General features: G+C 45.0%; 12 protein-coding genes. 1 reads left to right on the plus strand and 11 read right to left on the minus strand.

Features of this window, described 5'->3' with window-relative positions; all coding sequences use genetic code 11:
• Positions 1 to 310: 310 nt before the first annotated feature.
• The gene (hemE, locus tag L1D11_RS21395; protein WP_239833900.1) at positions 311 to 1,378 is read right to left on the minus strand and encodes a uroporphyrinogen decarboxylase; all 1,068 of its coding nucleotides are present in this window, start codon (positions 1,376 to 1,378) and stop codon (positions 311 to 313) included.
• 299 nt (positions 1,379 to 1,677) lie between these two features.
• Positions 1,678 to 2,487, minus strand: coding sequence for an NAD(+) diphosphatase (nudC, locus tag L1D11_RS21400; RefSeq protein WP_239833901.1), 810 nt, complete (start codon positions 2,485 to 2,487; stop codon positions 1,678 to 1,680).
• Between the two features lie 166 nt (positions 2,488 to 2,653).
• Here nudC and rsd point away from each other — a divergent pair, with 166 nt between their 5' ends.
• On the plus strand, positions 2,654 to 3,151 hold the full coding sequence (gene rsd / locus L1D11_RS21405) for a sigma D regulator (RefSeq protein WP_239833902.1): 498 nt from the start codon (positions 2,654 to 2,656) through the stop codon (positions 3,149 to 3,151).
• A 253-nt stretch (positions 3,152 to 3,404) separates the two neighbouring features.
• Here the strand turns inward: rsd and rpoC are convergent, their stop codons facing one another.
• The 9 genes from rpoC to L1D11_RS21450 all read right to left on the minus strand — a co-directional run.
• Positions 3,405 to 7,607, minus strand: coding sequence for a DNA-directed RNA polymerase subunit beta' (gene rpoC / locus L1D11_RS21410; RefSeq protein WP_239833903.1), 4,203 nt, complete (start codon positions 7,605 to 7,607; stop codon positions 3,405 to 3,407).
• Positions 7,608 to 7,697: 90 nt separating this feature from the next.
• Complete coding sequence (rpoB, locus tag L1D11_RS21415) at positions 7,698 to 11,726, minus strand: DNA-directed RNA polymerase subunit beta (protein WP_017060526.1); 4,029 nt, start codon at positions 11,724 to 11,726, stop codon at positions 7,698 to 7,700.
• Positions 11,727 to 11,961: 235 nt separating this feature from the next.
• Positions 11,962 to 12,330, minus strand: coding sequence for a 50S ribosomal protein L7/L12 (gene rplL / locus L1D11_RS21420; RefSeq protein WP_017631516.1), 369 nt, complete (start codon positions 12,328 to 12,330; stop codon positions 11,962 to 11,964).
• A gap of 57 nt (positions 12,331 to 12,387) precedes the next feature.
• Positions 12,388 to 12,882: a 50S ribosomal protein L10 gene (rplJ, locus tag L1D11_RS21425; protein WP_010435550.1), complete on the minus strand. Its 495-nt coding sequence runs from the start codon at positions 12,880 to 12,882 to the stop codon at positions 12,388 to 12,390.
• 250 nt (positions 12,883 to 13,132) lie between these two features.
• Positions 13,133 to 13,837, minus strand: coding sequence for a 50S ribosomal protein L1 (gene rplA / locus L1D11_RS21430; protein ID WP_048659214.1), 705 nt, complete (start codon positions 13,835 to 13,837; stop codon positions 13,133 to 13,135).
• Positions 13,838 to 13,841: 4 nt separating this feature from the next.
• Positions 13,842 to 14,270 carry a 50S ribosomal protein L11 gene (rplK, locus tag L1D11_RS21435; RefSeq protein WP_010435555.1) on the minus strand — a complete coding sequence of 143 codons (429 nt, stop codon included), beginning with the start codon at positions 14,268 to 14,270 and terminating at the stop codon, positions 13,842 to 13,844.
• Between the two features lie 213 nt (positions 14,271 to 14,483).
• On the minus strand, positions 14,484 to 15,032 hold the full coding sequence (nusG, locus tag L1D11_RS21440; protein ID WP_032549909.1) for a transcription termination/antitermination protein NusG: 549 nt from the start codon (positions 15,030 to 15,032) through the stop codon (positions 14,484 to 14,486).
• A gap of 13 nt (positions 15,033 to 15,045) precedes the next feature.
• The gene (gene secE / locus L1D11_RS21445) at positions 15,046 to 15,423 is read right to left on the minus strand and encodes a preprotein translocase subunit SecE (RefSeq protein WP_004737071.1); all 378 of its coding nucleotides are present in this window, start codon (positions 15,421 to 15,423) and stop codon (positions 15,046 to 15,048) included.
• Positions 15,424 to 15,646: 223 nt separating this feature from the next.
• A partial coding sequence (locus L1D11_RS21450) for an EF-Tu/IF-2/RF-3 family GTPase (protein ID WP_239862779.1) occupies positions 15,647 to 16,218 on the minus strand: 572 nt, incomplete at its 5' end.

Here is a 16,218-nt window from a genome sequence, read left to right on the forward strand (position 1 = left end):
TACTCATGTACTCATGGATAGCCTCGGCCTCAAGACCACAAGGGCATTTCGCCTCAGAGTTAGGTTTAAGAGTCAGGGTAATAAGTGATGCTGTCTGGTGAGACTTTACTATTTTAAAGCCTTCCCAGAATGAAGATAGGAAAGTATGATTCGGCATGGAAACGGTAGTTTGTGTATGATTTTTGTTTGGCGACTAAACCCTATCACTTACTACCGTTTTTTTTTTGTTTTTAGTTCCCGCTAATCCGCGATGAACCATAAAAAAGCGCTGCCGGTTACCCAGCAGCGCTTTCAATTATCTTACTCAGAATTACTTATGGTAAGGCTTAGACAGCTCGTGAACAGCGTCAACGAACACACCAGCGTTTTCTGGCGGCACATCTAAGTGGATACCGTGGCCCAGGTTAAATACGTGGCCAGTACCAGCATCACCAAAGCCTTCAAGGATAGTCGATACTTCTTCACGGATACGCTCTGGAGAAGCATAAAGCATTGAAGGATCCATGTTACCTTGCAGAGCAACCTTATCACCCACACGCTTAACTGCGTCTTGGATGTTGATAGTCCAGTCTAGGCCAACTGCATCACAGCCCGTTGCAGCGATCTGCTCTAGCCACATACCACCGTTCTTAGTGAATAGTGTTACTGGTACGCGACGACCATCGTTTTCACGGATTAGACCATCAACGATCTTGTGCATGTATTGCAGTGAGAATAGGTTGTAATCACGAGGAGTCAGTACACCACCCCATGTATCAAATACCATTACCGATTGAGCACCCGCTTTGATTTGCGCGTTTAGATATTCAATAACGCTGTCTGCTAGCTTATCTAAAAGTAGGTGCAGCGTTTGTGGTTCTGCGTACATCATCTTCTTGATCTTAGTGAATGCTTTGGAACTGCCACCTTCAACCATGTAAGTTGCTAGAGTCCATGGGCTACCAGAGAAGCCGATCAATGGAACGTCACCGTTCAAATCTTTACGGATTTGGCGTACTGCATTCATTACGTATTGCAGCTCACCTTCTGGATCTGGCAGGCCAATTTTTTCTACGTCAGCTTTACACCTGATAGGACGCTCAAACTTAGGACCTTCACCAGTCTCAAAGTACAAACCTAGGCCCATAGCATCAGGGATCGTTAGGATGTCAGAGAACAAGATTGCCGCATCAAGCGGGAAACGACGTAAAGGTTGAAGGGTTACTTCTGATGCAAGTTCCGCGTTTTTGCACAAAGACATGAAGTCGCCTGCTTCTGCACGCGTTGCTTTGTACTCTGGAAGATAGCGGCCAGCTTGGCGCATCATCCATACCGGTGTGTAATCAACAGGCTGCTTTAAAAGTGCGCGTAAATAGCGATCGTTCTTTAATTCGGTCATTCCGTTAAATTCCAATTCAATCTTGTCTAGTTTTGATGGCAAGTATTCTAACACCGATTGAGGGGTAAAAGCTGTGTGCTTTGCAACCTAGATCAAGTTATTAACTTTTAAATCAATGCTTAATTTGCACCCAATTAAGGGAGCATGTTAAAAATTTGTTCGCTAGCGAAAATTACAATTATAACACCTGAGTAGTCACTACTCAGCATCTCATAACGACATCTTACTTACCCCCTCCACTTGTGGAGGGTTTTTTTTAGCTTTTGCCCCCCCATAGGCCAAATACTATTACAGGCGATTTAGCGCTCCAACGCTTGTTCTGCTGCGCCCGTTTTGATCACATCATCAACCGTTTTCTCTATCAGTTGTCTCGCAATAGTGCCCACTGGTGCCACATCTGGCAAAGTCGTCACATCAAACCATTGCGCGTCGGATAACTCGCTATAATCTGGCTTAAGCGTACCACCAGCATAGTCAGCAAGAAATCCCATCATCATGCTCGACGGGAATGCCCAAGGTTGGCTGCCAAAATAGTGAATATTACCCACATCAATCCCCGTTTCCTCTTTCACTTCACGAGCAACACACTCTTCTAAGGTCTCTCCGACCTCTAGGAAGCCCGCTATAACGGTATACATGCCTGCTTTATGCCTTGGGTGCTGCGCGAGTAATATCTTGTTGTCGTTTCGTACAGCGACAATGATGCATGGGAAAATGCGCGGGTAATGCAGAGTACGACAGTCTCCACACTGCATCGCCACTTGATTATGATTTAGGTGGTTGCGACCACCGCACTGTGGGCAGAAACGCATACTCTGGGTCATATGGCCATATTGAATGGCTTTACTTGCAGTAAGAAAACTCGATTCAGGCCAGTGTAATAACTCTCTTAGATTGACCATCGTCAGCTCGGCCTCAACATCACAGTAGTTCAACCAATAAACTTTACGACCTCGATGTTGACCAATACAGATTACATGCTCAACACTAAGCCCTAGCTCGTCGGCAGAGCCGAAAGGAAACTGGTCATTATTAACCCAAATATCACTACCGGAAACAACGCACCAATAAGCTTGCTCTGTCATTTTGTCATCACTTTTTTTTAACATCCCTATGCCTCATTGCTTGCAGTTCGTTCATTTTACTGGCAATCTAATTTCATACTAGAGTTGTGGCAGAGAATATTTCAAGCTATCACTTTTAGTAGATATCGATAAAACAGACTCTGCTTAGGCAATTTCAATGATCACAAGGTTGTGATCAGATCATGAGGACATGGTCATGCTAAATAAATTTAAACAAATACAAGAACAATGGGGTGGCTCAAGCGAGGTCATCGATCATTGGCTTGAAACTCGACAAGCTCTCATCGTCGAATATTGCAAGCTAGGTGCCTTGCAGGCAGCTAGCAACGGGCAATCAAACGTTGTTGAACTCCCTTCTCCGAAAGAAATAAGCTCATTCTGCGATCATGTTGTCGATTATATCTCAGAAGGCCATTTTAAAATCTACGATATGGTCATGAAAAAATGGCAAACAACAGGCTTTAAAACCAATGACGAGATTGATACAACTTACGAGAAGATAGTACTCACAACCGAGCCGCTTCTAGAGTTCAATGATAAGTACGTTAAAATAAATGCAGACGATGAGTTGCCTAACTTCGAAAGAGATATGTCGAAAGTAGGTGAACTACTCGAAGTACGTTTTGAAGTAGAAGATAATCTTATCCAGCTTATTGCAGACAGTTTAGCGATTCCACCAGGCGCATAAGCAAAAAATAAGAAAAACATTACACCTTGAGGGTTGGCGTTTGACGCCGGTCCCTTTTGTGTTTTTAGAGCGACCATCAGCCGGGGGCGGCAAAGTGGTCAAAAGCGAATAGTGATTCCCTACTCGCTCCTTTGTCACTCTATGGAATGAAACTTTCTAACAGTGATCATAATCACTCTCCCCAAAATACAAACTCTCATTATCCAAAGACAAAAAAGGCACCCGAAGGTGCCTTTTTCTTATCTCTTAGAGATTACTCTTCTGAAGAGAAACCTGCATTTAGAAGTGCTGCAAGGTTGTCAGTAGCTTGTTCAGCTGATGGACCTTCCTGCTCTTCTTCACGCTTAGCTTGACGCTCTTGGTGGTATGCGAAACCAGTACCAGCTGGGATCAAACGACCAACAATTACGTTCTCTTTCAGACCGCGAAGGTCATCACGCTTACCAGAAACCGCAGCTTCTGTTAGTACGCGAGTCGTTTCTTGGAACGATGCAGCTGAGATGAATGACTCAGTTGCAAGAGATGCTTTAGTAATACCTAGTAGATCACGTTCGAAACGTACTAGTTCTTTACCTTCAGCCTCTAGCTTACGGTTAGCAATCTTCACGTTGTGGTACTCAACTTGTTCGCCAGGTAGGAACTGAGAGTCACCAGAATGTGTGATTGTACACTTACGTAGCATTTGACGAACGATAGTCTCAATGTGCTTATCGTTAATCTTAACGCCTTGTAAGCGGTAAACTTCTTGAACTTCGTTCGCGATATACTGAGTTACTGCGTGGATGCCACGTAGACGCAGGATATCGTGTGGAGTTTCAGGACCGTCGGCGATTACATCACCACGTTCAATCTTCTCACCTTCGAACACGTTCAATTGACGATGCTTAGGAATCATCTCTTCGTAAGTGTCACCACCTTCACGAGTGATTACTAGACGACGCTTGCCTTTCGTTTCTTTACCGAACGACACAGTACCTGTGTGCTCAGCAAGGATAGCAGGCTCTTTAGGCTTACGAGCTTCGAATAGGTCTGCTACGCGTGGTAGACCACCGGTGATATCTTTGTTACCGCCAGATTTCTGAGGGATACGAGATAATGTGTCACCAATACCAACTTCAGCGCCATCTTCGATGTTTACAATCGCTTTACCAGGTAGGAAGTAGTGAGCTGGCATTTCAGTACCAGGGATCATTACATCGTTACCTTGCTCGTCAACAAGTTTAATAGCTGGACGCATATCTTTACCTGCTGCTGGACGAGCAGCTGCGTCTGTAACTTCAGAAGAAGAAAGACCAGTTAGATCATCCGTTTGACGAGAAACAGTTACGCCATCGATCATATCAACGAACTGGATGCGACCTGCCACTTCAGTGATGATTGGCATAGTGTGCGCTTCCCAGTTAGCAACAACTTCGCCAGCTTCTACTGCGTCGTTGTCCGCTTTGCTCAGTACAGAACCGTAAGGAAGTTTGTGTTTCTCTTTAGTACGACCGAACTCATCAACAATCGTCATCTCAGATGCACGAGAGGTGATAACCAGCTTCTTATCTTTGTTGATTACGAACTTAGCGTTGTGAAGTTTCACAGTACCAGTTGTCTTAGCTTGGATGCTGTTCTCTGCTGCTGCAGTAGATGCCGCACCACCGATGTGGAACGTACGCATCGTTAGCTGTGTACCCGGTTCACCGATAGATTGTGCAGCGATAACACCAACTGCTTCACCTTGGTTCACTAGGTGACCACGTGCTAGGTCACGACCGTAACACTGTGCACAACAACCGAAGTCTGCATCACAGGTAACAACAGAACGCACTTTCATGCTATCTACAGAGTTGTCTTCCATGATCTGACACCACTTCTCATCAATCAGAGTATTACGTGGGATCAGTACATCTTCAGTACCAGGCTTAAGAACGTCTTCAGCTACTACACGACCTAGAGCAAGCTCAGAAAGTGCAACTTTAACGTCACCACCTTCGATGTGAGGCATCATGTCGATACCTTCGTGCGTGCCACAGTCATGTTCGTGAACTACAACGTCTTGAGCAACGTCTACTAGACGACGAGTTAGGTAACCCGAGTTCGCTGTTTTCAGTGCTGTATCCGCAAGACCCTTACGAGCACCATGCGTTGAGATAAAGTACTGAAGGACGTTTAGACCTTCTTTAAAGTTCGCTGTGATCGGCGTTTCGATGATTGAACCATCTGGACGCGCCATCAGACCACGCATACCTGCTAGCTGACGAATCTGAGCTGCAGAACCACGTGCGCCAGAGTCGGCCATCATGTAGATGCTATTGAACGATTCTTGCTGTTCTTCTTCGCCGTCACGGTTGATAACTGTTTCAGAAGATAGGTTATCCATCATCGCTTTCGCGACGCGGTCATTCGTAGATGCCCAGATATCGATAACTTTGTTGTAACGCTCACCCGCAGTAACAAGACCAGATTGGAATTGCTCTTGGATTTCGCGAACTTCTTCTTCAGCAGATTCAATTTCATCGTATTTCGCTTGAGGTACAACCATATCGTCGATACCTACAGAAACACCTGAAAGTGCAGCGTATGCAAAACCTGCGTACATGATTTGGTCAGCAAATACTACTGTGTCCTTAAGACCAAGCTTACGGTACGCTTCGTTAAGCAGGGTAGAAATTTGCTTCTTACCTAGCTTTTGGTTAACGATGCTGTACGGTAGGCCAGCTGGAACGATTTGCCATAGCATTGCACGGCCAACTGTTGTATCAACCAGCTTCGTTTCAGTAGTGCTGTTACCATCTTCGTCTACTACGGTCTCAGTGATACGAACTTTAACGCGAGCGTGTAGCTCTGCAGTCTTAGTACGGTATGCCTTCTCAGCCTCTTCAGGGCCAGCAAGGTACATACCTTCGCCTTTCACGTTGATCTTTTCACGAGTCATGTAGTAAAGACCCAATACAACGTCCTGAGAAGGTACGATGATCGGATCACCTGACGCTGGCGACAGAATGTTGTTTGTCGACATCATCAGAGTACGTGCTTCAAGCTGTGCTTCTAGAGTTAGAGGCACGTGTACCGCCATTTGGTCACCGTCGAAGTCGGCGTTGTATGCCGCACACACTAGTGGGTGAAGCTGAATCGCCTTACCTTCGATTAGTACTGGTTCAAACGCTTGGATACCTAGACGGTGAAGTGTAGGTGCACGGTTAAGCAGTACTGGGTGTTCGCGGATTACTTCGTCTAGGATATCCCAAACGATCGCTTCTTCACGCTCTACCATTTTCTTAGCAGCTTTGATTGTCGTAGCCATGCCACGAGTTTCTAGCTTGCTGTAGATGAACGGCTTAAATAGCTCAAGTGCCATCTTCTTAGGAAGACCACACTGATGTAAACGAAGGTATGGACCAACTGTGATTACAGAACGGCCAGAGTAGTCTACACGTTTACCTAGAAGGTTCTGACGGAAACGACCTTGTTTACCCTTGATCATATCAGCAAGAGATTTCAGAGGACGCTTGTTAGAACCCGTGATCGCACGACCGCGACGACCGTTATCTAGAAGGGCATCAACAGACTCTTGCAGCATACGCTTTTCGTTACGTACGATGATGTCTGGAGCCGCTAGCTCTAGAAGACGCTTCAAACGGTTGTTACGGTTGATCACACGACGGTAAAGGTCGTTCAGATCAGATGTCGCAAAACGACCGCCATCTAGTGGTACTAGAGGACGTAGATCTGGCGGTAGCACTGGAAGTACAGTTAGGATCATCCACTCAGGCTTGTTGCCTGACGAAATGAACGCTTCAACTAGCTTCAAACGCTTAGTAACTTTCTTACGCTTAGTTTCAGAGTTAGTTGTTTCCAACTCTTCGCGCATTTCTTCCACTTCTTGATGAAGGTCCATTGTTGAAAGCAGATCTTTGATCGCTTCAGCACCCATCTTAGCAGTGAATTCGTCACCCCACTCTTCTAGACGATCCAGATACTCTTCTTCAGTAAGCATCTGAGATTTTTCTAGATCAGTCATACCCGGTTCAGTTACTACGTACATTTCGAAGTAAAGAACACGTTCGATATCACGAAGAGGGATATCCATTAGTAGACCGATACGAGACGGTAGTGATTTTAGGAACCAGATGTGAGCAACTGGTGAAGCAAGCTCGATGTGGCCCATACGGTCACGACGAACTTTAGTTTGTGTAACTTCAACGCCACACTTCTCACAGATAACACCACGGTGCTTCAGGCGCTTGTATTTGCCACAAAGACATTCGTAGTCTTTAACTGGACCAAAAATACGTGCACAGAACAGACCATCACGTTCAGGTTTGAACGTACGATAGTTAATTGTTTCTGGCTTTTTAACTTCACCAAAAGACCACGAACGGATCGTGTCTGGTGAAGATAGACCGATTTTGATTGCATCAAATTCTTCGGTCTTATGCTGTGCTTTTAGAAAGTTTAATAAGTCTTTCACGTTCAGCTCCTGTAAGGAGTTAAAGGAGCTCACCGACTAAAGTGAGCCCCCTTTACCAAGTAATCCAATCTTCTTTATAAAAAAGAGGGATTACTCTTCGTCTTCTAGCTCGATGTTGATACCTAGCGAGCGAATCTCTTTCAACAGTACGTTGAACGACTCTGGCATGCCAGGTTCCATGCTATGGTTACCATCTACGATGTTCTTGTACATCTTAGTACGGCCGTTAACGTCATCCGACTTAACTGTTAGCATTTCTTGTAGAGTATATGCAGCACCGTATGCTTCTAGTGCCCATACTTCCATCTCACCGAAACGCTGACCACCGAACTGAGCTTTACCACCAAGTGGTTGCTGAGTTACTAGGCTGTAAGAACCAGTTGAACGAGCATGCATCTTGTCATCAACCAAGTGGTTCAGTTTCAGCATGTACATGTAACCAACAGTTACAGGACGCTCAAACGAATCACCAGTACGACCATCAAACAGTTTAAGCTGACCAGATTCTGGCAGATCACCCAGTTTAAGTAGTTCTTTGATTAGAGACTCAGACGCACCGTCGAACACAGGAGTGGCAATCGGTAGACCGCCACGTAGGTTCTTGATCAGTGTACGAACTTGATCATCAGACAGTTCAGCTATATCAACTTTCTGACGAGTATCACCAAGATCGTAAACCTTCTGTAGGAACTCACGGAACTTATGCAGTTCTTGTTGTTCCTTAACCATTTGGTTGATCTTGTCACCGATACCTTTCGCAGCCAAACCTAAGTGAACTTCTAGGATCTGACCGATGTTCATACGCGATGGTACACCCAGCGGGTTAAGTACGATGTCTACAGGCTGACCTTTCTCATCGTATGGCATGTCTTCAACAGGGTTAATCTTAGAGATTACACCTTTGTTACCGTGACGACCGGCCATCTTATCACCAGGCTGGATACGACGTTTAACCGCTAGGTAAACTTTAACAATCTTAAGAACGCCAGGCGCTAGATCATCACCTTGAGTGATTTTACGACGCTTAGTTTCAAACTTCTTATCGAAGTCTGCTTTTAGCTCATCCCACTGCTCAGCAAGTTGCTCAAGCTGTGTTTGTAGCGCATCGTCTTCTAGAACTTGCTCTAGCCATTGCTTACGACCGATAGTATCAAGCTTAGCTTCAGAGTAACCGCCAGACAGAAGTACAGCTTTAACACGGTTAAGAAGGCCACCCTCAAGAATTTGGAACTCTTCAGTTAAGTCTTTCTTAGCTTCTTTAAGCTGCATCTGTTCGATTTCAAGTGCACGTTTGTCTTTCTCTACGCCATCGCGAGTGAAGACTTGTACATCGATGATAGTACCCGAAACAGAGTTTGGTACACGTAGAGAAGTATCTTTAACATCAGATGCTTTCTCACCGAAGATAGCACGTAGTAGCTTCTCTTCAGGAGTCAGTTGAGTTTCACCTTTAGGGGTTACTTTACCAACTAGGATGTCGCCACCCTTAACTTCAGCACCAATGTAAACGATACCTGACTCGTCTAGTTTAGACAGAGCAGACTCACCTACGTTTGGAATATCAGCTGTGATCTCTTCAGAACCCAGCTTAGTATCACGAGCCACACAAGATAGTTCTTGGATGTGGATTGTCGTGAAACGGTCTTCTTGAACTACGCGCTCAGATACTAAGATCGAGTCTTCGAAGTTGTAACCGTTCCAAGGCATGAATGCGATACGCATGTTTTGGCCAAGGGCAAGTTCACCAAGGTCTGTTGAAGGACCATCAGCAAGAACATCGCCGCGTGCAACTGGTTCACCAGGAAGTACAGTTGGACGTTGGTTAATACATGTGTTTTGGTTCGAACGCGTGTACTTAGTTAGGTTGTAGATATCGATACCAGCTTCGCCAGGTACCAATTCATCTTCATTAACCTTAACTACGATACGAGAAGCGTCTACAGACTGAACTTGACCACCACGTTTAGCAACCGCTGTAACACCAGAGTCAACAGCGATGTTACGTTCGATACCCGTACCTACTAGAGGCTTATCAGCCTTAAGTGTTGGTACGGCTTGACGTTGCATGTTGGCACCCATCAATGCACGGTTCGCATCATCGTGTTCTAGGAACGGGATAAGCGAAGCAGCGATAGATACTACTTGGTTTGTCGCAACGTCCATGTAGTCAACGTGATCGCGTGGGTGAAGACCAGATTCACCTTTTTGACGAGCTGTGATTAGCTCATCTGCAAACGTACCTTCTTCAGTAAGAATGGTGTTTGCTTGTGCGATGACGAATTGACCTTCCTGGATTGCAGACAGGTAATCAACTTCTTCTGTTACAACACCATCTACTACACGACGGTACGGAGTTTCTAGGAAACCGTAATCGTTACAACGTGCAAACGCAGATAGCGAGTTAATTAGACCGATGTTTGGACCTTCAGGCGTTTCGATCGGACATAGACGACCGTAGTGAGTTACGTGAACGTCACGTACTTCGAAGCCTGCGCGCTCACGAGTAAGACCACCAGGACCTAAAGCAGAGATACGACGTTTGTGCGTAACTTCTGACAATGGGTTGTTTTGGTCCATGAACTGTGAAAGCTGTGAAGAGCCAAAGAATTCTTTAACTGCAGCAGAGATCGGCTTAGCGTTGATAAGATCTTGAGGCATGATTGCATCAAGGTCACCAAGGCTTAGGCGCTCTTTAACGGCACGTTCTACACGAACTAGACCAACACGGAATTGGTTTTCTGCCATTTCACCTACAGAACGGATACGACGGTTGCCAAGGTGGTCGATATCGTCCACTTCACCAATACCGTTACGGATACCAATCAGTTTCTTCATCACTTCGATGATGTCTGATTCATCCAGAGTACCGCGCTCTTCTTCTTCTTCACGCTCGATAGAGCTGTTGAACTTCATACGGCCTACAGTTGATAGGTCGTAACGTTCTTCAGAGAAGAATAGGCTTTCGAATAGAGACTCTGCAGCTTCTTTCGTTGGTGGCTCGCCAGGGCGCATCATGCGGTAGATTTCTACCAACGCAGAGATGCGATCTACTGTGCTATCTGCACGTAGAGTGTCTGACATGAATGGACCGTGATCTAGGTCATTCGTGAACAGAGTTTGTAGAGCCTTGTGACCTGCTTGAGACAGGTTAGCAAGTGCTTCTAGGCTAATCTCTTGGTTCGCGCCAACGATGATCTCGCCAGTTGCTTCATTGATGTAATCTTTAGATGCAACTTTACCAACGATGTACTCTACTGGTACTTCGATGTGCTCAACGCCATCTTTTTCAAGTTGACGGATATGACGAGCAGTAACACGACGACCAGTCTCAACGTAAGTTTTGCCGTTTGCTTCGATGTCGAATGACGCAGTTTCACCACGTAGACGATCAGGAACCAACTCCATAAGAAGAGTTTGGTCTTTCACTTCGAAGTTCACTTTGTCGAAGAACAGATCTAAGATCTCTTCAGTCGATTTACCAAGTGCACGAAGAATAATCGATGCTGGTAGCTTACGACGACGGTCGATACGTACGAATAAGTTATCCTTAGGATCGAACTCAAAGTCTAACCATGAGCCACGGTAAGGAATTACACGTGCGTTATAAAGAACTTTACCTGATGAGTGGGTCTTACCCTTATCACTGTCGAAGAACACGCCTGGGCTTCGGTGCAGCTGGGATACGATAACCCTCTCGGTACCATTAATTACGAAAGTACCATTGTCTGTCATAAGCGGAATTTCGCCCATGTAGACTTCTTGTTCTTTAATGTCTTTTACAGTACCTGCTGGTGCATCTCGATCAAAGATAACTAGACGTAGTTTTACGCGTAGTGGCTTTGAGTAAGTAACACCGCGGATTTGACATTCTTTAACGTCAAAAACTGGCTCACCAAGACGGTAGCTAACGTATTGCAGCTCAGAATTGCCGTTGTAGCTCTGAATTGGGAATACAGAACGGAAAGCAGCTTCAAGACCGTATTGACCTTCTGGATCCTGTTCGATGAATTTGTCGAAAGAATCAAGCTGGATCGATAACAGGTATGGAATGTCCAAAACTTGTGGACGAGTACCAAAATCCTTACGGATGCGCTTTTTCTCGGTATAAGAGTAAACCATGGGGTTCCTCAGCTCGCTGATAAGTGACCCAAACCACCCAAAACACTCTTCAAGAGGGGGCGGTGACAAACAGCTGTTTACTGTAGTGAACAATCATTTCGAAAAAATGACTGTTTTTTTGCTCGGATTATGACGGTTAAACAGCGGAAAATTCGTCATAGCCCTACAGCGCAAAAAGGCCGGTGGTTAATAAACCACCAGCCATTAGCCTTGCGGCTAAGAAATTAAGTAATAATTACTTGATTTCAACAGAAGCGCCAGCTTCTTCTAGCTGTGCTTTAAGAGCTTCTGCTTCAGCTTTGTCAACGCCTTCTTTAAGCGCTGCAGGAGCTGAGTCTACAAGACCTTTAGCTTCTTTAAGACCTAGGCCAGTTGCGCCACGTACAGCTTTGATAACTTGTACTTTGTTAGCGCCAGCAGCAGTTAGGATAACATCGAATTCAGTTTGCTCAGCAGCAGCGTCGCCGCCAGCTGCGCCGCCAGCTACAACAGCAGCAGCTGCAGTAACGCCGAATTTCTCTTCCATAGCTTCGATAAGCTCAACAACTTGCATTACAGACATTTCTGCAACTGCGTCTAGGATTTGCTCGTTAGTAATAGACATAACAATTCTCTTTTAAGTCAACAATAAGTTTAAATAGCAACCAGTGAAAAGCAAGGCTTATGCCGCAGCTTCTTCTTTTTGGTCGCGAACAGCAGCGATAGTACGAACCAGCTTGCCAGCAGAAGCTTCTTTCATGCACATCATTAGGCGTGCGATAGCTTCGTCGTAAGTTGGTAGTGTCGCTAGTACTTCAGCATCAGTAACTGCGCCTTCAAATGCAGCAGCTTTGATCTCGAAATCTTTATTCTCTTTAGCGAAGTCTTTGAAAAGACGCGCTGCAGCACCTGGGTGCTCATTAGAGAATGCGATCAGAGTTGGACCAGTGAAAGTGTCTACTAGACACTCGTAGTCTGTACCCTGAACCGCACGGCGTGCTAGTGTGTTACGAACAACTTTCATGTAAACACCCGCTTCGCGAGCTTGTTTACGTAGAGAAGTCATTGCGCCAACTTCAACGCCACGAGAATCAGCTACAACTGCAGAAAGTGCACCACTGGCAGCTTCGTTGACTTCAGCAACAATTGCTTTTTTGTCTTGAAGATTTAAAGCCATTTGGATTAACCTCTGGTTGTGATTACAGCACTCAATACAAAATGTAATGAGCGTTTACGATGTTATTTAAAAATGAATAAATTCACTTCAAACCACAACATCGCCTACGTAGGTTTTATTAAGCTATCAATAATCTAATGAAAATCGACAGCGCCTACGGTCTTGGGATAGATGATTTCAAATTGCTTTAAAACCACCCAACCACAAATATTAGGCGCAGAAGTATACACTAAATCTGCGCCTAAGCAAATTAGTTTGCTTGAGTGTCAAGACTAGCTTGATCAACAGCAACACCAGCACCCATCGTAGTAGAGATGCTTACTTTCTTCAGGTAAGTACCCTTAGCTGAAGAAGGCTTAGCTTTCTTAAGAGCAACTAGAAGAGCTTCTAGGTTCTCTTGAAGCTGGTTAGCTTCGAAAGATGCTTTACCGATAGTAGTGTGGATGATGCCGTTCTTGTCGTTACGGTAACGAACCTGACCAGCTTTAGCGTTCTTAACCGCTTCAGCAACGTTAGGAGTTACAGTACCAACTTTAGGGTTTGGCATAAGGCCGCGTGGACCTAGGATTGTACCTAGTTGACCAACAACGCGCATTGCATCTGGAGAAGCAACAACAACGTCGAAGTTCATTTCGCCTTTTTTCACTTGCTCAGCAAGATCTTCCATACCAACGATATCTGCGCCAGCTGCTTTAGCTGCTTCTGCGTTTGCACCTTGAGTGAACACAGCAACGCGGATGTCACGGCCAGTACCGTGAGGTAGCACAGTTGCGCCACGAACGTTTTGGTCAGATTTACGAGCATCGATGCCTAGGTTAACAGCAACATCTACAGACTCAACGAATTTAGCAGTCGCTAGTTCTTTAAGAAGAGCAACAGCTTCGTTGATTTCGTATTCTTTAGTCGCGTCAACTTTGTCGCGGATTACGCGCATACGCTTAGTAAGTTTAGCCATGATCTTATCCCTCTACCACTAGGCCCATTGAACGAGCAGTACCAGCAATAGAACGCTTCATTGCTTCGATGTCAGCACCAGTCATATCAGCAGCTTTAGTTTCTGCGATTTCCTGAACTTGAGCGTCAGTTACAGTACCAACTTTCTCAGTGTTTGGACGACCTGAACCAGACTTAACGCCAGCAGCTTTCTTAAGAAGAACAGCAGCAGGTGGAGTCTTAGTTACGAACGTGAAAGAACGGTCGTTGTAGACAGTAATAACTACTGGAGTAGGTAGACCTTTCTCAACAGATTCTGTTTTTGCGTTGAACGCTTTACAGAATTCCATGATGTTCACGCCGTGTTGACCTAGAGCAGGACCAACCGGTGGACTTGGGTTTGCCATACCAGCTGCAACTTGCAGTTTGATATAAGCTTCAACTTTCTTAGCCATGATATTTCCTAATATTTTGGGTACATGCGCTAGCCGTAAGGCGAGCTCCCCATAAATTCAATTAACTCTTTTTTACTTCCGCAGAAGCAAAAAGGCGCGAAATTATAATCATAATTCGCGCCTTTAACAACCCTAAAAAGGTGGTTTTTTATACTCTTTTATTTTGAACAACTTATGAAGTATTTATCCACAGCTTGCTCAAAGGTCAGAGTTTTAGTCCAGTTTTTCAACCTGACCAAATTCAAGCTCAACTGGTGTTGCACGACCAAAGATCGATACAGATACCTTAATGCGACTCTTCTCGTAATCTACTTCTTCAACAGTACCGTTGAAGTCAGCAAATGGACCATCGTTAACACGAACCACTTCACCTGCTTCGAACATCGTCTTAGGACGTGGAGCTTCGCTCGCTTTCTCTAGACGGTTCAAGATAGCATCAGCTTCTTTATCAGTGATTGGTGCTGGACGATCAGAGGTACCACCAATGAAGCCCATAACACGCGGAATGCTGCGTACTAAGTGCCATGATTCATCATTCATGATCATTTGAACTAATACGTAGCCAGGGAAGAATTTACGTTCACTTTTACGACGTTGCCCAGCACGCATTTCCACTACTTCTTCAGTAGGTACTAGCACATCGCCAAATAGTTCTTCCATGTTGTGCATTTTAATATGCTCACGTAGCGATTGTGCAACACGACCTTCAAAACCAGAAAAGGCTTGAACTACATACCAACGTTTTTTTGGAGCTTCACTCATGAATCAGAACCCTCTACACCCCAGTCGCTAGAGAAACTAAACGGACCATAATGCCGTCAATTCCCCAAAGCACTAGAGACATAACAATACATACAGCTAAAACGATCAATGTAGTTTGCATAGTTTCTTGGCGAGTAGGCCAAACCACTTTACGAATCTCCATGCGAGATTCTTTTGCAAAATCGATCGCAGCTTTACCTTTAGTTGTTGTTGCTGCAACGCCTAGTGCGGCAGCAATCAGCACAACTACACCTGCAGCGCGAATTACAACAGACAATTCACCATACAGGTAATTACCCACAACAGCAGCGGCTAACAGTACAAAAGCGACTACCCACTTCATTGTATCTGCTGCACTTGAGCTATCAGGAGTTTCAGCGTTTGCTTTCATAAAACCAACCTGTGATAAGTCTTAAATATAGACGACAATAACCCCGCTGTTGCAGGGCACATTCCTTTGCGTTGCAGAACAACACATCTAACAGTCATTTTAGTCAAAAAGACTGTTTAATTCTTTACTAAGAGCTGAAATTGATGCCAATTCGCTCAACTCTTTTTTTAGCGCAGAAAAAGGGCATCAAATGATGCCCTTTTTACTAGTGGTTCGTCAAATCTTATGCAAAGATTTTAGCTACAACACCAGCACCAACTGTACGGCCACCTTCGCGGATTGCGAAACGTAGACCTTCGTCCATTGCGATTGGAGCGATTAGCTCAACAGTCATTTGAACGTTGTCACCTGGCATTACCATTTCTACGCCTTCTGGTAGAGTAATGTCGCCTGTTACGTCAGTTGTACGGAAGTAGAACTGTGGACGGTAACCTTTAAAGAAAGGAGTGTGACGGCCGCCTTCATCTTTAGAAAGTACGTATACTTCAGACTCGAACTTAGTGTGTGGGTTGATAGAACCTTTAGCAGATAGTACTTGGCCACGTTCAACTTCGTCACGCTTAGTACCACGTAGTAGTGCACCAACGTTCTCACCTGCACGACCTTCGTCAAGCAGCTTACGGAACATTTCAACACCAGTACAAGTAGTAAGAGTAGTCTCTTTGATACCAACGATTTCTACTTCGTCACCTACACGTAGGATACCACGCTCGATACGACCAGTTACAACAGTACCACGACCTTGGATCGAGAATACGTCTTCGATTGGTAGTAGGAACGGTTGATCAACTGCAC

This window comes from Vibrio sp. Isolate32 (assembly GCF_022397955.1).
Lineage (GTDB): Bacteria > Pseudomonadota > Gammaproteobacteria > Enterobacterales > Vibrionaceae > Vibrio.